The organism is Acidovorax sp. Leaf160 (assembly GCF_001424265.1).
Classification (GTDB): domain Bacteria; phylum Pseudomonadota; class Gammaproteobacteria; order Burkholderiales; family Burkholderiaceae_C; genus Paracidovorax.
The window spans coordinates 69657-88880 of record NZ_LMOV01000027.1; the positions used below are offsets into that span (position 1 = coordinate 69657).

The window sequence follows — 19224 nt, forward strand, 5'->3', positions numbered from 1 at the left end:
CGCGGCGCGACGGCCGTTCGCCGCTACTGCTTCGGAATGCCGGTCCGGTCGATCACACCGCTCCAGCGGCGGATCTCGCCCGCCAGCAGCGTGGCCAGCTCGGCCGGCGTGCCGCCCCGGGGCTCCACGCCCAGCCCCTGCAGCTGCCGCCGCAGCGCAGGCCGGGCCAGCGCGGCCTGGACTTCCCGGTTCAGGCGGGCGATCACCTCCGGCGGGGTGCGGGCCGGTGCCGCCAGGGCGTTCCATGAAGCCACGTCGAAGCCCCGGGCCGCGGCATCGCTTTCGGCCACGGTCGGAACCTCGGGCAGCGACGCAAAGCGGCGTGCGCCCATCACCGCCAGCGCGCGCAACGCCTTGCCGGTCACCTGCGGCATCACCGGCGCGAGGATCTCCACCGCCGCATCGACCTGGCCGCCCCGCAGCGCGGTGACCACGGCGGGCGTGCCGTTGAAGGGCACCACCTGCACTTCGATGCCCAGCGTGCTCTTGAGCCATTCGGCCGCCAGCTGCTGCGTGCTGCCGATCTGGACGGTGCCGACGTTGAGCTGGCCGGGCCGGGCCCTGGCCTCCGCGATCAGCGCCTGCAGCGAGGCCAGCCGGCTGTTCGCCGCCACCAGCACCGCCAGATCGAACGTGCCCAGCGTGGAAATGGGTGCGAAATCCTTCAGGGTGTCGTAGGGCAGCGTGGCGAAGAGGCCGGCGCTCACCGCCGTGCCGTTGGACATCAGCAGCAGGGTGTGGCCGTCCGGCGGGGCCGTGGCGACTGCGGTGGCGGCGACCACGCCGCCGGCGCCGGGTTTGTTGTCCACCACGATGCTCTGGCCCATCGAGGCGGCCATGGCCTGCGCCACGCTGCGCACCGTCAGGTCGGCCACGCCGCCCGGGCCGAACGGCACCACGATGCGGATCGGCCGCGAGGACAGGGGTTGGGCCCAGGTGGGCCGGGAAGCCAGGGCCAACCCCAGCAGGGCGCCGCAGGCCTGGCGTCTTTGAATGTGCATGGAAGAAAGCCCTCGGGGTCGCGGCACGGTCGGTGAAGAAAGCTCCGTTCGGGCTGGACAGGTCTGCGCCAGGGCCGGCCGCGGACCGGCACGCCGGCAGGCCAGCGCAGCGACATCGGCGGGGCCGGCTGGCACTGGGGTTGCAGCGCCGAAGTGGAGATGGAGACGGACAGCGGAAACAAGGAGCGCCGGCCGATGTCAGCCGCACTATGCCGGCGCCCTGCGGGCCTGGCTAGCACCACCCCGCGCTGGCTGTTATGCCGCAGCGGCATGGCATGGCATGGCATGGCATGGCATGGCATGGCTGGCTGGCTTGGTCCGGCTGTGGCGGGGCTGCACGCAGCACCGCGCCGCGTGCACCTGCGCAAGCGCGAAGCGGCGTGCTCGCAGGTCCGCACCACCACTCCGGCCATCGCTGCCGCCTGCGCGAGGCCTGACCTCAATCCACCCCGGCGTCTTCGTCGTCGTGACGGCCTGCGGTGCCGTTCAATACCTTGCGCACCGTGTCTCCGCCAAAGCCCCGCGTCATGAGGAAGCGCGTCTGCCGCGCGCGTTCCTTCAGATCCTGCGGTGGACCGTCGAAGCGGCGGCGCCAGACCTCGCGGGCGCGGTCGAGCTCGGTGTCCTTCAGGCGCTCGGCGGCGGCGCGCACCAGCGCTTCGTCCAGGCCCTTGCTGCGCAGTTCCTGTAGCACGCGCTGGGTGCCCAGCCGGGGCGCGCGGCGGTGCACCACCGAATCGGCGACGCGGGCCGGATTGATGAAGTCCTTGGCCTCCAGCTCGTCGAGCACGGCGGCCAGGTCTTCGCCCTCCTGCACGTGCCGGGCCAGCTTGGTCTGCAGTTCGGCGCGGGAATGCTCGCGCTGCGCCAGCAGTCGCAGCGCGCGGCCCTTGAGCGATAACGTGGTGAAACCCATTTGCTATTAAAAAAATAGCTGCAGGCGCTTGTCAATCAAGCGCTGCAGCCTGTTTTCATGCCAGGAATGGGTCGGCCGCCAGGGCGGCCGGCCCCTCCAGGCCGGGTTACTTGTCCGCCTTGTCGGCCTTCTCCGCCTTGGGCGCCTTCTCGGGCTTGCCGTCGGCGGCCGGCGTGCCGCCCGGCAGCAGGGCGATGCCCAGGCCTTCGCGCACCTTGTTCTCGATCTCGACGGCGAGGTCGGGGTTCTCGCGCAGGAATTCACGCGCGTTGTCACGGCCCTGGCCGATCTTCTCGCCCTTGTAGGCATACCAGGCGCCGCTCTTTTCAACGATGCGCGCTTCCACGCCCATGTCGATGATCTCGCCCTCGCGGCTGATGCCTTCGCCGAACAGGATGTCGAACTCGGCCGTCTTGAACGGCGGGCTGACCTTGTTCTTCACCACCTTCACCTTGGTTTCGTTGCCGATGGCTTCGTCGCCCTTCTTGATGGTGCCGGTGCGGCGGATGTCCAGCCGCACCGAGGCGTAGAACTTCAGCGCATTGCCGCCGGTCGTGGTTTCGGGGCTGCCGAACATCACGCCGATCTTCATGCGGATCTGGTTGATGAAGATGACCATGCAATTGGTCTTCTTGATCGTGGCGGTGAGCTTGCGCAGCGCCTGGCTCATCAGGCGGGCCTGCAGGCCCGGCAGGGCGTCGCCCATCTCGCCTTCGATTTCGGCCTTGGGCGTCAGCGCGGCGACCGAGTCGATGACGATCAGATCGACGGCACCCGAGCGCACCAGGCTGTCGACGATCTCGAGCGCCTGCTCGCCGGTGTCGGGCTGGCTGATCAGGAGGTCGGACAGTTGCACGCCCAGCTTCTGGGCGTACTGCACGTCCAGCGCATGTTCGGCATCGACGAAGGCGCACTGGCCGCCGATCTTCTGCATCTGCGCGATAACCTGCAGCGTCAGCGTGGTCTTGCCCGAGCTTTCCGGGCCGTAGATCTCGACCACCCGGCCGCGTGGCAGACCGCCCACGCCGAGGGCCACGTCCAGCCCCAGGGAGCCGGTGGAGACGACTTGGATGTCCTCGATCACTTCGCCTTCGCCCAGGCGCATGATCGTTCCCTTGCCGAACTGCTTCTCGATCTGCGCCAGAGCGGCTTGGAGGGCCTTGGCTTTCTCGGTGTTGACGGGTTGGGCGGGGTTGGGGTTCTTGACGGCGACGTCCATGGAAAACTCCTGTGAAAACAATGGGTTATGCGTTTCATCCCGGGCGCCGCGGGTGGCGGGCTGGATGCTTGAACAGTAGTTTATGGCGCGGTCGTTTTATTTCAAACACTATTTTGGTCAGTTTGGCTGACAATATCGGGATGGTCGATTTCGCTGTTTTTCCCTCCGCGACCGCATCGGACGACGGCTGGCGCCAGACGCATCTGGGGCGGTTGCTGGGCCACGCCATGCGCCGGTTCGACGCCCGCGTGCTGCAGCTGATGGCGCACGACGTGGAGGTGCCGCTGGCCCTCTCCAACCTGGCGGCGCGCGACCAGGTCAGTGCCGCGCACATCCACATCACACGCCATCTCGCCCTCGAAGGCGACCGGCTGACCGACCTGGCCCGGCGCGCGGGCATGACCAAGCAGGCCATGGCCAGCCTGGTGGACCAGTGCGAAGCCTGGGGCCTGGTGCAGCGCCTGCCCGACCCGGCCGACGCCCGTGCCCGCCGTGTGTGCTTCACCCAGACCGGCCTGGCCTGGCTGCAGGCCTTCCGGCGCGCCGTGGCGCAGACCGAGTCGGAATTTCGGGAAGCGGTCGGGCAGGACGTGGCCGTGGTGGTGGCCATCGGGCTGGAGGCGTATGCAGGGGCCGATGCCTGGATGGACTGACGCGCCAGGCACTGCCCGCTTTGCGCCAGTCACCCCTCCAGGTGTCTACGAATTGCCACGCTGCAATGGCGCGCTCGCGGAAAGTGCACCGTTACCTGTGAGGATGTGTAATAAGTGGCACATCTCCCACGGGCCTTGCCATGAATCTCCACCACCTTCGCATGGGCGCCAAGCTGGCGCTCGCCTTCGCCATCACCACCCTGATCACCATCGTGCTGGGCGCGGTGTCCTGGAACCAGATGGTGCGCATCAACTTCAGCGCCGAGGAACTGGGCGACAACTGGCTGCCGAGCATCCAGGCAGTCGGCAATATCCGCGTGATGGCCAACCGGCTGCGCCGGGCTGAAAGCGAGGCGCTGCTGCAGACCACGCCGGCCGGCCACGATCGGCTCAAGGCCGAGCTGGAAAAGCGCCGCGTCCAGCTGCGAGACGCGGAGAAGGTGTACGAGCCCCTCATCAACGAGGGCGAGGAGCGCAAGGCCTACGGGGTCTACCAGGCCGACCGCGACGAATACCTGAACGTGCAGCGCCGCATGATGGAGCTGCCTTTCGATGCGCGGGATGGCAAGGTGGAGCTGTTCCTGGGCGAGTCCGACAAGCGCTTCGAGGCCATGGTCCAGGTGCTCGGCCAGCTGGCGGAGATCAACCGGCGCGGGGGCGACGATGCCCACAAGGATGCGGAGCGCGTGTTCGTCCGCGCGCAGGTCATCCTGCTGGTCATGCTGCTCGCGGCCGTCAGCGTGGCGGTGCTGCTCGCCTGGTGGATCACGCGCCAGATCACCCGCCCCCTTGCGGCGGCCGTGCAGGTGGCGCGCGGGGTGGCTGCGGGCGATCTGTCGATGGACATCGCGGTGCAGGGCAAGGACGAGGCCGCGCAGCTGATGCAGGCGCTGAGCGACATGCGCGCCAGCCTGGCGCAGGTGGTCGGCTCGGTGCACGGCGCGGCCGGCGGCGTGGCCACGGCGAGTGCGGAAATCCAGCAGGGCAACAACGACCTGTCGGGCCGCACCGAGCAGCAGGCCTCGTCGCTGGAGGAAACCGCCGCGTCGATGGAGGAGCTCAGCTCCACCGTGCGCCAGAACGCCGATGGCGTGCAGCGCGCCGCCCAGCTGGCGACCGAGGCCTCCGCCGTGGCGCAGCGCAGCGGCGAGGCCGTGAGCGGCATGGTCGGCACCATGAAGAGCATCGAGGAGGCGTCCCAGCGCATTGCCGAGATCATCGGCGTGGTGGACGCCATCGCCTTCCAGACCAACATCCTGGCGCTGAACGCGGCGGTGGAGGCGGCGCGGGCGGGCGAGCAGGGGCGCGGCTTCGCCGTGGTCGCGTCGGAGGTGCGCACGCTCGCGCAGCGCAGCGCCGACGCCGCCAAGGAGATCAAGGGCCTGATCGGCACCAGCGTCGAGCGCGTCGGCCAGGGCTCGGCCCAGGCCCACCGGGCGGGCGACACCATGCGCGAGCTGGAGCAGTCGATCCAGCGGGTGGCGACCATCGTGGCGGAGATCAGCATCGCCACGCGCGAGCAAAGCGAAGGCATCAGCCAGGTCGGCGAGGCCGTGGCGCAGATGGACCAGGTGACGCAGCAGAACGCCGCCCTGGTCGAAGAGAGCGCGGCAGCCGCGTCGAGCCTGAAGATGCAGGCGGACCAGCTGGTGCAGGCCGTGTCGGTGTTCAAGCTGGCGGCGACCCAGGGCTCGGCAGCGCCGGTGCCGGCGCGGCCCCCGATGCTGCGCTGAGGATCCGCCCGCACCCGCCGGTCGCTGGCGGCCTAGAATCCGGCGCAAAGCGGCATGGCGACGGCGCCTGACACAGCACAAGGCCGCAGCAGGAGACAACGACACATGCGCATCCTTATCGCCGAAGACGACCAGGTGCTGGCCGATGGCCTGCTGCGCACCCTGCGCGGTTCGGGCGCGGCGGTGGACCATGTGGCGAGCGGCACCGAGGCCGATGCCGCGCTGATGGCCAACAGCGAATTCGACCTGCTCATCCTCGACCTCGGGCTGCCGCGCCTGCACGGCCTGGAGGTGCTCAAGCGCCTGCGCAGCCGGGGCTCGGCGCTGCCGGTGCTGATCCTCACCGCGGCCGACAGCGTGGACGAGCGCGTCAAGGGCCTGGACTTCGGAGCCGACGACTACATGGCCAAGCCGTTCTCGCTGCAGGAGCTGGAAGCGCGTGTGCGGGCGCTGACCCGGCGCGGCATGGGCAGCACCACCAGCGTGATCCGCCACGGCCCGCTGGTCTACGACCAGGCCGGCCGTGTGGCCACCATCGACGGCCGGATGGTGGAGCTGTCGGCGCGCGAGCTGGGCCTGCTGGAGGTGCTGCTGCAGCGCGCCGGCCGGCTGGTCAGCAAGGAACAGCTGGTGGACCGGCTCTGCGAGTGGGGGGAAGAGGTGAGCAACAACGCCATCGAGGTGTACATCCACCGCCTGCGCAAGAAGATCGAGAGCGGCCCGATCCGCATCGCCACCGTGCGCGGGCTGGGCTACTGCCTGGAGAAGGTGGCGCCCGACCGGGTGGTCGCCTGACGGGTTGCGGATCTGTTGCTATGAATTCAATAGCTGCTGGCGCTGGATGGACGGGCGCTGCGGCATGAAAACACCTTGAAGAGCGGCGGCAGGGCCGGCGCCATGAAAATCTTCCAGCGCGAGCAGCGCTCCCTCTTCGGCGAGATCCTCGACTGGATGCTCACCCCCCTGCTGCTGCTCTGGCCCGTCAGCCTGGCGCTGACCTGGCTGGTGGCGCAGGGCCTGGCCAACAAGCCGTTCGACCGCGCCCTCGAATACAACGCCCATGCCCTGGCGCAGCTGGTCACCGTGCAGGGCAGCCGCGTGCAGTTCAACCTGCCGCAGCCCGCCAGCGAGATCCTGCGCGCCGACGAGTCCGACATCGTCTACTACCAGGTGGTGTCGCCCGACGGCAGCCACCTGTCGGGCGAACGCGAGCTGCCCCAGCCGCCCGACGAAGACCGGCCGTTTTCCGGCGAGGTGCGGCTGCGCGACGCGGAGCTGCGCGGCGTGGACATCCGCATCGCCTACCTCTGGGTGCGGGTGCCGCTGCCCGGCGCGCCGGCCGTGCTGGTGCAGGTCGCCGAGACGCGCGAGAAACGCAGCGTGCTCGCCACCGAAATCATCAAGGGCGTGATGCTGCCGCAGTTCGCCATCCTGCCGCTGGCGGTGCTGCTGGTGTGGCTGGCGCTGGCGCGCGGCATCAAGCCGCTGTCGCAGCTGGAAGAGCGCATCCGCGCGCGCAAGCCCGACGACCTCTCGCCGCTGGACCACAAGGCCGTGCCGATGGAAGTGGCGCCGCTGGTCGACTCGGTGAACGACCTGCTCGGCCGGCTCAACGACTCCATCGCCACGCAGAAGCGCTTTCTGGCCGATGCCGCGCACCAGTTGAAGACGCCGCTGGCCGGCCTGCGCATGCAGGCCGACCTGGCGCAGCGCGAGGGCTCGGACACCGAGGCGCTGCGCCGCTCGCTGCAGCAGATCGGCCGCAGCAGCATGCGCGCCACCCACACCGTCAACCAGCTGCTGGCGCTGGCGCGGGCCGAAGGCGGCACCGGCATGGTCCGCCATCCGGTGGACCTGGCGCAGCTGGTGATCGAGGTGGTGCACGACTGCGTGCCGCGCGCGCTGGAGCTGCGCATCGACCTGGGCTACGAAGGTGCCCAGCCGGGCACGCCGGGCGTCTGGATGCAGGGCAACGCCACGCTGCTCAAGGAGCTGGCGCGCAACCTGCTGGACAACGCCATGAACTACACGCCCTCCAGCGCCGAGCACCCGGGCGTCATCACGGCCCGCGTGCTGGCCGACACCTTCGGGCAGGTGCTGCTGCTGCAGATCGAGGACTCCGGCCCGGGCGTGCCGGCCAGCGAACGGGAGCTGGTCTTCCAGCCCTTCTACCGCGCGCTCGGCACCGATGCGGACGGCTCCGGCCTCGGCCTGCCCATCGTCCGGGAGATCGCCCGCCAGCACGGCGGCACGGTGCGGCTGGACGATGCGCATCCGGGGCACACACCGCCCGGCGCGCGCTTCACGGTGCAGTTCGCCTCCCAACCCGCGCCCGATCGCGCCGGGCGATCGCCGGCGCCAGCAGGGCCTTGAAAAGCGCCGCGCCGCCCGTGCGGACGAGCTGCCAGCGGCAACGAAAAAGCCCGCGCATCGGCGCGGGCTGCTTAACCGGGCCGCCTGCCCCGGCAGGGGCGGGCAGAGCACCAATGCGCGATCAGTTGGTCATGGGGACGGTGCGGCTTTCGTAGACGGAGGCCACGGCGCTGGTTTCGCCGCCCAGGCGACGGACTTCGGCGACGTACTCAGGGCCGCTGCGCAGGCGCTGGTACTCGGCGTAGCGCTGTTGGTACATCGGGTCGGCGGCGGGCGAGCCTTCACCCACCTGGTACATGCCCAGGCCGGCCTTCTGCCACAGGTTCCAGTCGGCCTGCACTTCCGCGCGGGACACCTGGCGCGAGGTGTCCGACACCATGGCCACCGGCACGGGGCCAGCCCAGACTTCCTGGTTCACGGGGCCGGTCATGGCCGGGCCGGCGAAGGCGGCGCCGGAACCGGCGATGGCGAGGGTGGCGGCGGCGATGAGGTGCTTGCTGTTCATGGTCTCGAATCCTTTAAAACATTGATCGGTGAGATCGGTGGGTACAAAGGTTGCAATCAAAGGGGTTGCCGGTGCGGTGGATCGGGGTTAGTGACCATTTGCCGTGCCGGCAGCGCTTTTGGCTGCGAGGGAGTTCAGTGTCTGCCGCCCGAAAGCGCCGCCGTGTGCGAATCCGCAGAGATTGGTGTCGGGCCCTGTCCGACGGTTTTGTGCGCTGCAGCGACGGCCCGTGTCCGCCAAGCGTCCGTTTCTCCAGTGGCGCAAACGCCGCCGCCGGCGGGCCGGGAAAGCAGGGAGCTTTCCCGACCGCGCCGGCGGCGTCATCACGTTGTCACAGGCTTTTGGCCAGCCGTTGCAGTCCGTGCGATACGACTTGAGACGCGCTCGAATCGTTCGTTACCGAAGGCCCGACCGCTGCGCCCGGTGACCGTGTTTTTCGCGCTTAGTGCGCAGAAGTCTGGACGGCCGTGCCGGCGGTGCTGACGCTGCCGCCCAGCCGCTGCACTTCGGCGACGTACTCGGGGCCGCTGCGCAGGCGCTGGTAGGCGGCCAGGCGCTGTGCATAGGCCGGGTTGGCCACATCGTTGTGGTCGCCCGCGTTCAACTCGTTCAGGCCCGCGCGGTTCCACAGGTTCAGGTCTGCCTGCACTTCGGCACGCGACAGCGGGGCGCCCGAGGCCACGGGCTGTGCGCCGAACCAGACTTCCTGCGAAGGAGCCGCTGCGGAAGCGGTGCCCGCGAAGGTGGCGGCGGCCAGGGCGGCGATGGCGATCAGGTGTTGGGTGTTCTTCATGACAGTGCTCTCTTTCAGTGACTTGCAGGGCGTGATTGCCGACTGCATGGACTGAAGTGTGGGCTTTTGCGGCGCTGGCGTATGTGCGCAAACGCACAGCTTTCGGCAATCGGCCCGCCGCGCCAGGGCGGCCCGCAGCCGCTGTCCAGCGGGCTGCAGCCACTGTCAGGCGGGTGGCCACTGGCGCGCTGGATGCGGCACGTGCAGCACGTGCAGGGGCTGCGAGCGCCCGCGCACCGTCACCTCCACCGGCGTGCCCAGGGACTGCTCGGCGCCGGCGCCGCGTGCCGCGTCCAGCGACAGCACCAGGCGCGCACCGGCCACCTTGGAATAGTCCTGCAGCCGGCTGGCAGTGTTCACCACCTCGCCCACGGCGCTGAAGGTAGTGGCTTCGCCCCAGCCCACCCGGCCCAGCGCCACCCGGCCCGCATGCAGGCCCATGCCGAAGTCCAGCGCATGGCCGAACTGCGCGGCGAAGCTCTCGCCCCAGGCGTCCATGCGCTCCTCGATCAGCGCCGCGGCCTGCACGGCCTGGCGGCAGGCGGTGGGCAGGTCGGTCTGCAGGCCGAAGATGGCCATCACGCTGTCGCCCACGAACTGGTTGGCCAGGCCGCCGCTGGCCTGCACGGCGGCGCCCACGCGGGCGAAATACTGGTCCAGCACCCAGGCCAGATCGAACGGCCACTGCCGCTCGGCCAGGCCCGACCAGCGGCGCAGGTCGACGAACAGGATCGCCACCTCGCGCTCTTCGTGCCCGGCCACCGCCGGGGCGTGCCGGGTGGCCGCGTCGGCCGGCAGCAGCGGGATGACGCTGGCGTCGCCACGCGGGCGCAGCTGGCAGGCCAGCCGCACGTCGGGCGGGGCCTGCACGCGGGCCAGGGTCTGGCGCTCGTCGCGGCCCGGCGCGGGCAGGTCGCCCGGGGCGGCATGCACCCGCACGCGGCAGGTGGAGCAGCGCGCCCGCCCGCCGCAGCGCGACAGGTGGGCGATGCCGTGCGCGCGGCTGGCCTCCAGCACGCTGAAGCCGCGCGGCACCTGCACGGCGCGGTCGGGGTAGCGCAGGGTGATGGGCCCGCCGCGGCGCCACTGCCGCGTGGCGTCCCACGCCCAGCGCAGGGCCAGCAGCGCGGCCAGCCCCAGCAGCCAGCCCATGCGCAGCCGATCGGTCAGCGCGCCAGCCGCGGCGGCACCTTCGGGCGTGGGCCGTGGCGAGGGCGGCAGCGCCAGCCATTGCAGCTCGCGCGCCAGGGCCAGCACGCCCAGGGCCGCCAGCACCGGCAGCAGCACGGCGCCGGTCAGCAGCAGCGGCTGCCAGCGGCGCCAGAAAGGCCGCGCGCGCAGCGCCAGGTGCAGGCCCAGGCAGCCGTGCGTCCAGCTGGCCGTCAGCAGCAGCCACTGCAGCGTCAGGCCCTCCGGTGTCCAGATGGCGCGGACGATGCGCGCATAGGTGGGCTCCACGCCCAGCCAGTCGTGCGTGAAGCGCGTGCCCACCGCGTGGCCCGCCAGCAGCAGGGGCAGGGCCAGGCCCAGCGCCAGCCGCAGCGCCTCGATGGCCGGCATGCGCAGGCTGCGCCGCTGCCAGACCGCCACGCAGGCCATGGCCAGATGCGTGGCGAGGGCGCCGTAGAGCACCAGGGTGCCCGGCAGCGTGGCCCAGCCCGCATGCACGGCCGCGCGCACGGCTTCGGCCGCCGCCAGCGACACCAGCCCCACCGCATGGTTGGCCAGATGCAGGGACACGTAGATCCACAGCACCAGCCCGCTGGCCCAGCGCAGGTTGCGCAGGGAGGGCCAGGCGAGGCGGCGGGACGAAGGGGCGGAAGCGGGCATGCGGCGGGCAGGGCGTTCGGGCCGGGCGCCAGCGCGCACGGAGGGAGCGTGAGCATAAGGCTCCGCTGCGCCAAGTCCCTCGCCGGCAGGGGCTGGCCCCTCGTTGCCATAATCCGCCCCCGGCCGTCCGGCCGTGCCTTGTACCCCGCTGCGCCGCCATGACCTCTGCCCCACCCGTCCGTTCCAGCCTGGCCCTGCGCCGCATCGACCTTTTCGAGGGCCTGGGCGACGCCTGCCTGGACCAGATCGCCGCGGCCTGCGACTGGCGCACGGTCGAGGCCCGGCGCCCGCTCTTCACCCGCGCGTCGGACGGCGGCGAGGTGTACTTCCTCGTCGCGGGCCGGGCCCGCATCACCACCTACTCGGCCAACGGGCGCGAGGTGGCCTTCCGCGACTGCGAGGCCGGCGAACATTTCGGCGACCTGTCGGCGCTGGACGGCCAGCCGCGCTCGGCCGACGTGGTGACGCTGGAGTCGTCGCTGGTGGCCTGCATGGCGCCGCAGGCCTTTCTGGCGCTGCTGCAGCGCGAGCCGATGCTGGCGATGCGCATGATGCGCAACCTGACCCGCCTGGTGCGGCGGCTGACCGAGCGGGTGATCGACCTCAGCACGCTGGGCGTGCACACGCGGCTGCACACCGAGCTGCTCGGCCTGGCCCGTGCGGCCGGCGTCGCACCCGACCACAGCGCCCGCATCGACCCGATGCCGCCCCACGCGGCGCTGGCCGGCAAGATCAGCACGAACCGCGAGCAGGTCACCCGCGAGCTGGGTGCGCTGACGCGGCGCGGCGTGCTGAAGAAGGAGGGCGCGCACGCCGTGCTGGTGCCCGACGTGCGTGCGCTGGAGGCGCTGGTCGCCGCAGTGCGCGGCGACTGACGCCGGCTGCCTCCGGTGGCGGGTTACCGGTCGTGATGCAGGTAAGACGCCTGCCTGGGCAGCAGCAGGCTCACCAGGAAGGCGATCACCATCATGCCGGTCACATACCAGTAGAAGTACGACTCGTGGCCCATCGCCTTCAGGCCCAGCGCCACGTATTCGGCGCTGCCGCCGAAGATGGCATTGCCCACCGCGTACGACAGGCCCACGCCCAGCGCGCGCACCTCGGGCGGGAACATCTCGGCCTTCACCACGCCGCTGATCGAGGTGTAGAAGCTCACCACCGCCAGTGCCAGCGTGATGAGCACGCCGGCCACGAGCGGGCTGCCGACGTTCTGCAGGTTGCTGAGCACCGGCACGGTCATCAGCGCGCCCAGGGCGCCGAACAGCAGCATGTTGTTGCGGCGGCCGATGCGGTCGGAGAGGGCGCCGAACACGGGCTGCATGCACATGTAGATGAAGAGGCAGGCGGTCATCACGTTGCTGGCCGTCTTGATCGACATGCCGGCCGAGTTGACCAGGTACTTCTGCATGTAGGTGGTGAAGGTGTAGAAGATCAGCGAGCCGCCGGCGGTGTAGCCCAGCACCACCAGGAAGGCGCGCTTGTGGTGGGTGAACAGCTCGCGCATGGTGCCCGCGCCCTTGGCGGTGCTGTGCTGCTGGCTGGCCGTCTCGGTCAGCGTGCGGCGCAGGGCCAGCGCCACCACGGCGGCGACCGCGCCCAGCACGAACGGAATGCGCCAGCCCCAGCTGCGCAGGTCGGCCTCGTCCAGCGTCTGCTGCAGCAGCACCACGACCAGCACCGCCAGCAACTGTCCGCCGATCAGCGTGACGTACTGGAACGACGAGAAGAAGCCGCGCTGGCCGCGCATGGCGACCTCGCTCATGTAGGTGGCGGTGGTGCCGTACTCACCGCCCACCGACAGGCCCTGCAGCAGCCGCGCGGCCAGCAGCAGCGCGGGCGCGGCGGCGCCGATCTGCGCGTAGGTGGGCAGGCAGGCGATGACCAGCGAGCCCGCGCACATCATCGTCACCGACACCACCATCGACGTCTTGCGCCCCTTGCGGTCGGCCAGCCGGCCGAACAGCCAGCCGCCCACCGGGCGCATCAGAAAGCCCGCCGCGAACACGCCGGCGGTGTTGAGCAGCTGCACCGTCGGGTCGGACTTCGGGAAGAAGGCCGGCGCGAAGTAGACCGCGCAGAAGGCATAGACGTAGAAGTCGAACCACTCCACCAGGTTGCCCGACGAGGCGGCGAAGATGGCGAAGATGCGCTTGCGCTTTTCCTCGAAGGTGTAGGGGTGCTGATCGGTGGCGGCGTGCGCCGTTGCGGTGGTCGTCATGGATGCGGTCCTTGTCTCGGTCTGCCTTTGTGTGCGTGCGGCCCGAGTCTGCGGGGCCGGGCGCCGGCTGTCGTCCGTAGCGGGCCGGCATGCGTCTGCGTACCGCTACGCAAGGGTTAACACTGAGAAGGCGTGCAGAGGCGAGCCGTCCGGGTGGAAAGCGCCTGAGCGCCCTGCCGGGGTGCTAGAGCCCGTGCTCGCGCAGGAAGCGGTCCAACTGGTGGCTGTTGGCCAGCCCCAGCTTGGCGAAGGCGTGGGCGCGGTGGGTTTCCACCGTGCGCTGCTCCAGCGGGGCGAGTTCCTGGGCGATCTGCTTGTTGGGCTTGCCCTCGGCCACCAGCCGGGCCACCTGCATCTCGCGCGGCGTGAGCTTGTCCCAGAGCGCCTGGGCGGCCTGCCGGGCCTGCCGGCGCGCGGCGATCTCGCCGGCCCGCTGCAGCGCGCGGCCCACGGTGTCCAGCAGCCGCTCGTCGTGGCAGGGTTTCTCCAGCCAGTCGAAGGCGCCGCTCTGCACCGCGGCGACGGCCATCGGGATCTCGCCGTGGCCCGAGAGGAACACCACCACCAGCGGGCTGTCCTGCGCCTGCAGCGCGTGGAACACCTCGAGCCCGCTCATGCCGCCCAGCCGCAGGTCGAGGATGGCGCAGCCCGGGCGCTGCAGGTCGGCGCCGGCCAGGAAGTCCTCGCCCGAGGCGAAGGTCTGCACCGCATGGCCGCGCGACAGCAGCAGCAGGCCGAGCGAGCGGCGCACGGCCTCGTCGTCATCCACGACGCAGAGGTGGTTGGCAGGGGCTGAGGGGGTGGCGGTCATGGCGCGTCGGTTTCCAGTTCCAGGGTGAAGACGGTGCCGCCGCCGGGCCGGTCGGCGAACGACAGGCGGCCGCGGTGGGCTTCGGCGATGGTGCGGCAGATGTTCAGGCCCAGCCCCAGGCCGGCGGGCTTGGTGGTGAAGAACGGCGCGAACACCTGTTCGGCGAGGGCGGCGGGAATGCCCGGCCCCCGGTCCGTCACCCGGATGCAGAGGCGCCCGCCGCAGGCTTGGGCGTCGATGTCCACCGTGCGGTCCTGCGGCGGCGTGGCCTCCATGGCCTGCAGCGCGTTGGCGATGAGGTTGAGCAGCACCTGCTCCAGCAGCACCCGGTCGCCGCGCACCGGCGCCAGGCCCGGCGCGATGCGCACCTGGGCGCGTGCGCCGCGCTGGCGCATGTCGCCGCGCACCAGCGCCAGGGCGTTGGCCACCAGCGCGTCCACCGCGCAGGCTTCCGTGCCGGCCGTCTGCTGCCGCACGAAGCCGCGGATGCGGCGCACGATCTCGGCACTGCGCTGGGCCTGGGCCATGGTCTCGTCCAGTGTGTCGGCCAGCAGGTCGGCGCGGCCCTGCTGCGCGAAGGCCTTGGCGGCGCTGGCGTAGTTGCTCAGCGCCATCAGCGGCTGGTTGAGTTCATGCGCCAGGGTCGAGGCCATCTCGCCCAGGCTGGCCAGGCGCTGCGCGTGCTGCAGCTGCTCGTCGTTCTGGCGCTGGCGCTGCTCGGCGCGCTTTTGTTCGGTGATGTCCACCACCGAACTCATCCAGCCGGCATGCGTGCCGTCGGCCCGCACCAGCGGCGCGGTGTAGACCATGGTGATGACCTCGCGGCCGCCCCGGTGCATCAGGCGCGATTCGAACCCCGACAGCGCCGGCTCTCCGCGCATCATGGCCTCGTAGTGCTGCCAGTGCTGCGCCACGTCGTCGGGGTGCCAGTACGGGTAGGGCGGCAGCCGGCCCAGCAGTTCCTCGGCGGCGTAGCCCGTCATGGTGCAGAAGGCGGGGTTGACGTAGGTGATGCGGCCCTCGGCGTCGCGCGCGCGCATGCCGACCAGCAGCGAATCTTCCATCGCCTTGCGGAAGGCATGGGCTTCGTCCAGCGCCTGCGTGCGTTCGCGCACGCGCAGCTCCAGCTCGCGCCGGGCGTTGCGCTGCTCGGCGAAGCGGCGCTCGCGCAGCTGCCAGTAGAGGCCGCCCAGCAGCAGCACGGCCGCAGCCAGGGTGCCCAGCAGCCAGGCGCGCTCGCCGGCCCGTGCCACCTCGGCATGGTCGGACAGCATGGTGAGCGTCCAGCCCAGCTCCGGCAGCGGCTCGTCCACGGCCAGGAAGCGGCGCGACTTGCCGCCAAGCTCGGTGCGCACCAGGTAGCCGGCTTCGCCCCCTTCGCCTGATTCGCCCGGTTTGCCCGGTTCGCGATCGACCCGCCACGGCAGGGCCGGAAAGCCCGGGCGCGGGCCGTACTGCTGCTCGCTGCGCATGCGGTCCATCTCGGCCGGCGGCACGGCGCGCAGGGCGTGGTACAGCCAGCCGGGCACCGAACTCAGGAACACCAGGCCGCGCGCATCCGACAGCAGGATCGGATCGCGTGCATAGGCCCAGGCCGCCTGCTGCGGGTGCAGGCTCACCTTGACGGTGACCACGCCGCGCACCGCGCCGCTGTCGCTTCGCACGGGCGCGGAAAGGAACAGCCCGGGCGCGCCGGTGGTCTGCCCCACGCCGTAGAACATGCCGCTGCGGCCGGCCAGCGCATCGACGAAGTACGGCCGGTTGGCGTAGGAGTGGCCGACGAAGCTCTGCGGCGTGTCCCAGTTGCTGGCCGCGCGCGTCACGCCGTCCGCGCCGATCAGGTAGAGCGCGTCGGAGCCCGCTTCGCGGTTGACCTCGGCGATGTAGCGGTTGGCGCGGGCCTGCGCGGCGGCGTCCCGGGGGCGCTCCAGCGCGGCGCGCAGGTCGGGGTGCAGCCCGGCCGTGAAGGGCAGGTGCCGGTACTTGCCGGCCGCGTCGCGCAGGGCCAGGGCATGCACTTCCATCGACCGGCGCACGGAGTCGGCCTGCAGGCGCGCCTCGCGGCGCTCCGCCCAGGCGGCGGCCAGGCCGATCAGCAGCAGCGCCAGCCCGAGGGCGGCCGCCCACAGGGCGACCCGGCGCAGGCCGGACGCCGGCGCTCGCATCACGCGCCCCCCGGGTCGGGCGCCCGCCGGGCCGGCGCGTTCAGCCCCAGCAGCCAGTCGCGGAACCGGACCAGCGGCGCCAGGTGCGCGCGCGCTTCCGGGTAGCAGAGCCAGTAGCCCATGTCGCTGGTGTAGCCGCCCCCGGCCAGGGGCTCGGCCACGGTGCCGGCCGTGATCTCGTCCTGCACCAGGCAGCGGGGCACCAGGGCCACCCCCATGCCCACCGACACCGCGCGAATCAGGGTCTGGAACTGGTCGAACTGCGGGCCGGCCAGGGTGTCGGGCAGGGGCACGCCGTGCGCCTCGCTCCAGTGCTGCCAGTCCCCCGGCACGGTGGCGTGCCGCAGCAGCGTGCAGCGCGCCACGTCCCGCGGCCTGCGGATGTCCCCTTCCGCCAGTTCCCGGCGCGGCGCGATCAGGGCCACATCGTTGCCGGCCAGGTAGTGCGAGCGCGCCCCCGGCCAGTGCCCGTCGCCGAACAGGATGGAGCAGTCCAGCTCCGGGTCGGAGAAGTCGTAGCCATGCACGAAGGGTACGAAGTGCAGCGTCACCTGCGGATGCAGCTGGTGCAGCTGGGGCAGCAGCGGAATCAGCCATTTGGCCGCGAAGGTCGGCAGCACCGACAGGTGCAGCGCGCCGCCGCCGTCGCTGCTGGTGATCAGCTCCAGCGTGGCGGCCTCCAGCCGCGTCAGCAGGGCGTTCACCGCCTTTTCGTAGCGTTCCCCGGCGGGCGTGAGCGACAGCCGCTTGCGGCTGCGCTCGAACAGGTCGATGCCCACCCAGCGCTCCAGCTCCTGCACCTGCTTGCTGACGGCGCTCTGCGTCAGGTGCAGCGCCTCGGCTGCGCGCGAGATGCCGCCGAACCGGGCGACGGTGCAGAAGGCGCGCAGCAGGTGCAGCGGAGGGTTGAGTCGGCGAAGGGACATGGTGGGCGGGCGGTCGGGCGCGTGGGCAGGGGAGGCTATCGATGCGGGTCAGTGTCTGCCCGATTGAAATCATTCCGGATTGGAATGTTATCAGGCACAAGCATTGCTTTTTGATTGGCACCGACTCCGGTAATCTGCGTCTCATATTCAAAGGAAGATCCCTATGCAACGCCGTCATCTTCTGGCCGCCATGGCCGCTGCTTCTGTCGCTCCTGGAATGTCCTTCGCGCAAGACAAACCTCTGCGCATCGTCATTCCCTTCCCGCCGGGCGGTGCCACCGACATCGCCGGCCGCGCCCTGCAGGAGCCGCTGCAGCGCCTGCTGGGCCAGACCGTGGTGGTCGAGAACCGCGCCGGCGCGGGCGGCTCCATCGGCATGGCCGAGATCGCCCGCGCCCCGGCCGATGGCCTGACCTTCGGCGTCGCCACGCTGTCCACCCACGGTGTGAACCCGGCCGTCTACGCCAAGCTGCCCTATGACCCGATCAAGGACTTCGTCGGCGTGACCGAGATCGTCAAGGCGCCCGGCATCGTGGTGGTGAACCCGCAAGTGCTGCCGGTCAAGGACTTTGCCGAGCTGGTGGCCTACCTCAAGGCCAATCCCGGCAAGATCTCGTATGCCACGCCCGGCAACGGCACCATCGGCCACATGTGGGGCGAGCTGTTCAAGAGCAGCACCGGCACGGCCATGGTGCACATTCCCTACCGCGGTGCGGGCCCGGCCATCAACGACGTGCTGGGCGGCCAGGTTCCGGTGTATTTCGACCAGGTGGCCTCGTCGCTGCCGCACGTCAAGGCGGGCAAGCTGAAGGCGATGGCCGTGTCGTGGCCCGCGCGGCTGGACGTGCTGCCCGATGTGCCCACCTACGCCGAGCTGGGCTACAAGCAGGCCAACGAACCGTCGTGGTTCGGCCTGGTGGCCCCGGCCGGCACGCCGCCCGCCGCCGTGCTGCGCGTGCAGCAGGCCGTCGCCGCCGCGCTGAAGGAGCCGGCCGTGCGCGACCGGCTGGCCGGGCAGGGCCTCTATGCCTCGGGCACCTCGCCGGCCGACTTCTCCCAGCAGATCGTGCGCGAGATCGACAAGATGAAAAAGGTGGCGGCCTATGCCAAGATCAAGATCGAATAACCCTTCCGCTGGAGCGATGTGCCTATGCAAGCCGTGCTGAAACTCATCCACAGCCACTACCAGCAGGCCGAGCCCGGCGCAGCCGGTGCGCCCTGCGCGCCGCCGGCCCAGCGCATGGTGAGCGTCGTGCCCGGCCGCACGCCGGTGGTGCTCGACTCGCCCCACAGCGGCACGGTCTATCCGGACGACTTCCGGGCCGCGCTCGCGCTGCCTGTGCTGCGCCGCGCGGAAGACACCCACGTCGAAAAGCTCTACAGCTTCGCGCCCTCGCTGGGCGTGGGCTGGGTGGAGGCGCACTTTCCGCGCATCTACCTGGACGCCAACCGCGACACCACCGAGCTGGACGTAGGCCTGCTGGATGGCGAATGGCCCGACGCGGTGACCACCGATCCGGTCGTGCTGCAGAAGGTGCGCCTGGGCAAGGGGCTGATCTGGAAGTTCACCGACGAGGGCGTGCCGATCTATGACCGCGCGCTGGGCGTGGACGAGATCCGCGCCCGCATCGACCGCTGCTGGCGCCCCTACCACCAGGCGGTGGCGCGCGAGATCGACGCGGCGCATGCCCGGCACGGCTACAGCATCCACATCAACTGCCACTCCATGCCGGCCGTGGCCGCCAGCCACGCCACGCTGCACCCCGGGCTGGCCCATGCCGATTTCGTGGTGGGCGACCGGGACGGCACCACCGCCGACCCACGCCTGTCGCAGCGCATCTGCGCGTTCCTGAAAGAGCGCGGCTACAGCGTGGACTACAACCACCCGTACAAGGGCGTGGAACTGGTGCGCCGCTACGGCCAGCCGGCGCAGCAGCGGCACAGCATCCAGGTGGAGATCAATCGCAAGCTCTACATGGACGAGCAGACGCTGGCGCTGGACGCAGCCGGCTTCGAGCGCCTGCAGCGCGACCTGCGGGCGCTGGTGGAGATGCTGCTGGCGACCGACCCGCGCGGGTGAC

Annotated in this window: 17 protein-coding genes; 7 read left to right on the plus strand and 10 right to left on the minus strand. The window is 70.8% G+C overall.

Annotated features, from left to right (window positions below):
• Nucleotides 1–23: 23 nt before the first annotated feature.
• The 3 genes from ASF94_RS17785 to recA all read right to left on the minus strand — a co-directional run bounded on the left by ASF94_RS17785 (nucleotide 24) and on the right by recA (nucleotide 3136).
• Complete coding sequence (locus tag ASF94_RS17785) at nucleotides 24–1001, minus strand: tripartite tricarboxylate transporter substrate binding protein (RefSeq protein WP_056669586.1); 978 nt, start codon at nucleotides 999–1001, stop codon at nucleotides 24–26.
• Between the two features lie 439 nt (nucleotides 1002–1440).
• On the minus strand, nucleotides 1441–1917 hold the full coding sequence (gene recX, locus ASF94_RS17790; protein ID WP_056669591.1) for a recombination regulator RecX: 477 nt from the start codon (nucleotides 1915–1917) through the stop codon (nucleotides 1441–1443).
• Nucleotides 1918–2023: 106 nt separating this feature from the next.
• Complete coding sequence (gene recA, locus ASF94_RS17795) at nucleotides 2024–3136, minus strand: recombinase RecA (RefSeq protein WP_056669594.1); 1113 nt, start codon at nucleotides 3134–3136, stop codon at nucleotides 2024–2026.
• 140 nt (nucleotides 3137–3276) lie between these two features.
• Between recA and ASF94_RS17800 the strand changes: the two genes are divergently transcribed.
• The 4 genes from ASF94_RS17800 to ASF94_RS17815 all read left to right on the plus strand — a co-directional run bounded on the left by ASF94_RS17800 (nucleotide 3277) and on the right by ASF94_RS17815 (nucleotide 7895).
• Entirely contained in the window at nucleotides 3277–3789 is a 513-nt protein-coding gene (locus tag ASF94_RS17800) for a MarR family winged helix-turn-helix transcriptional regulator (RefSeq protein ID WP_056669597.1), read from the plus strand.
• Nucleotides 3790–3929: 140 nt separating this feature from the next.
• Nucleotides 3930–5522, plus strand: a complete 1593-nt coding sequence (locus tag ASF94_RS17805; protein ID WP_056669615.1) for a methyl-accepting chemotaxis protein — start codon at nucleotides 3930–3932, stop codon at nucleotides 5520–5522.
• A 105-nt stretch (nucleotides 5523–5627) separates the two neighbouring features.
• Complete coding sequence (locus ASF94_RS17810) at nucleotides 5628–6317, plus strand: response regulator transcription factor (protein ID WP_056669618.1); 690 nt, start codon at nucleotides 5628–5630, stop codon at nucleotides 6315–6317.
• Nucleotides 6318–6419: 102 nt separating this feature from the next.
• Nucleotides 6420–7895 carry a sensor histidine kinase gene (locus ASF94_RS17815; RefSeq protein WP_056669621.1) on the plus strand — a complete coding sequence of 492 codons (1476 nt, stop codon included), beginning with the start codon at nucleotides 6420–6422 and terminating at the stop codon, nucleotides 7893–7895.
• 121 nt (nucleotides 7896–8016) lie between these two features.
• Here the strand turns inward: ASF94_RS17815 and ASF94_RS17820 are convergent, their stop codons facing one another.
• The 3 genes from ASF94_RS17820 to ASF94_RS17830 form a co-directional block, all read right to left on the minus strand.
• Entirely contained in the window at nucleotides 8017–8400 is a 384-nt protein-coding gene (locus tag ASF94_RS17820) for a DUF4148 domain-containing protein (RefSeq protein ID WP_056669626.1), read from the minus strand.
• A gap of 442 nt (nucleotides 8401–8842) precedes the next feature.
• Complete coding sequence (locus tag ASF94_RS17825; RefSeq protein ID WP_056669629.1) at nucleotides 8843–9193, minus strand: DUF4148 domain-containing protein; 351 nt, start codon at nucleotides 9191–9193, stop codon at nucleotides 8843–8845.
• 165 nt (nucleotides 9194–9358) lie between these two features.
• Complete coding sequence (locus tag ASF94_RS17830; RefSeq protein WP_056669632.1) at nucleotides 9359–11023, minus strand: adenylate/guanylate cyclase domain-containing protein; 1665 nt, start codon at nucleotides 11021–11023, stop codon at nucleotides 9359–9361.
• Between the two features lie 158 nt (nucleotides 11024–11181).
• Between ASF94_RS17830 and ASF94_RS17835 the strand changes: the two genes are divergently transcribed.
• Nucleotides 11182–11898 carry a Crp/Fnr family transcriptional regulator gene (locus tag ASF94_RS17835; protein ID WP_056669635.1) on the plus strand — a complete coding sequence of 239 codons (717 nt, stop codon included), beginning with the start codon at nucleotides 11182–11184 and terminating at the stop codon, nucleotides 11896–11898.
• A gap of 23 nt (nucleotides 11899–11921) precedes the next feature.
• Here the strand turns inward: ASF94_RS17835 and ASF94_RS17840 are convergent, their stop codons facing one another.
• From ASF94_RS17840 to ASF94_RS17855, 4 genes are all read right to left on the minus strand, one after another.
• Nucleotides 11922–13241: an MFS family transporter gene (locus ASF94_RS17840; protein ID WP_056669638.1), complete on the minus strand. Its 1320-nt coding sequence runs from the start codon at nucleotides 13239–13241 to the stop codon at nucleotides 11922–11924.
• A gap of 184 nt (nucleotides 13242–13425) precedes the next feature.
• A complete protein-coding gene (locus tag ASF94_RS17845; protein WP_056669641.1) occupies nucleotides 13426–14052 on the minus strand; it encodes a response regulator transcription factor in 627 nt (208 codons plus the stop codon).
• The gene (locus ASF94_RS17850; protein WP_056669644.1) at nucleotides 14049–16217 is read right to left on the minus strand and encodes an ATP-binding protein; all 2169 of its coding nucleotides are present in this window, start codon (nucleotides 16215–16217) and stop codon (nucleotides 14049–14051) included. The genes ASF94_RS17845 and ASF94_RS17850 overlap by 4 nt, the downstream gene beginning before the upstream one ends.
• Nucleotides 16217–17143, minus strand: a complete 927-nt coding sequence (locus ASF94_RS17855) for a LysR substrate-binding domain-containing protein (RefSeq protein WP_056669647.1) — start codon at nucleotides 17141–17143, stop codon at nucleotides 16217–16219. Before ASF94_RS17855 ends, ASF94_RS17850 begins: the two co-directional genes overlap by 1 nt.
• Nucleotides 17144–17306: 163 nt before the next feature.
• On the opposite strand from ASF94_RS17855, the gene ASF94_RS17860 reads away from it, so the two are divergent.
• Together ASF94_RS17860 and ASF94_RS17865 are read left to right on the plus strand one after the other, a co-directional pair.
• Nucleotides 17307–18269 carry a tripartite tricarboxylate transporter substrate binding protein BugE gene (locus ASF94_RS17860; RefSeq protein WP_056669650.1) on the plus strand — a complete coding sequence of 321 codons (963 nt, stop codon included), beginning with the start codon at nucleotides 17307–17309 and terminating at the stop codon, nucleotides 18267–18269.
• 24 nt (nucleotides 18270–18293) lie between these two features.
• A complete protein-coding gene (locus tag ASF94_RS17865; protein WP_056669653.1) occupies nucleotides 18294–19223 on the plus strand; it encodes an N-formylglutamate amidohydrolase in 930 nt (309 codons plus the stop codon).
• The last annotated feature ends 1 nt before the right edge of the window (nucleotide 19224 follow it).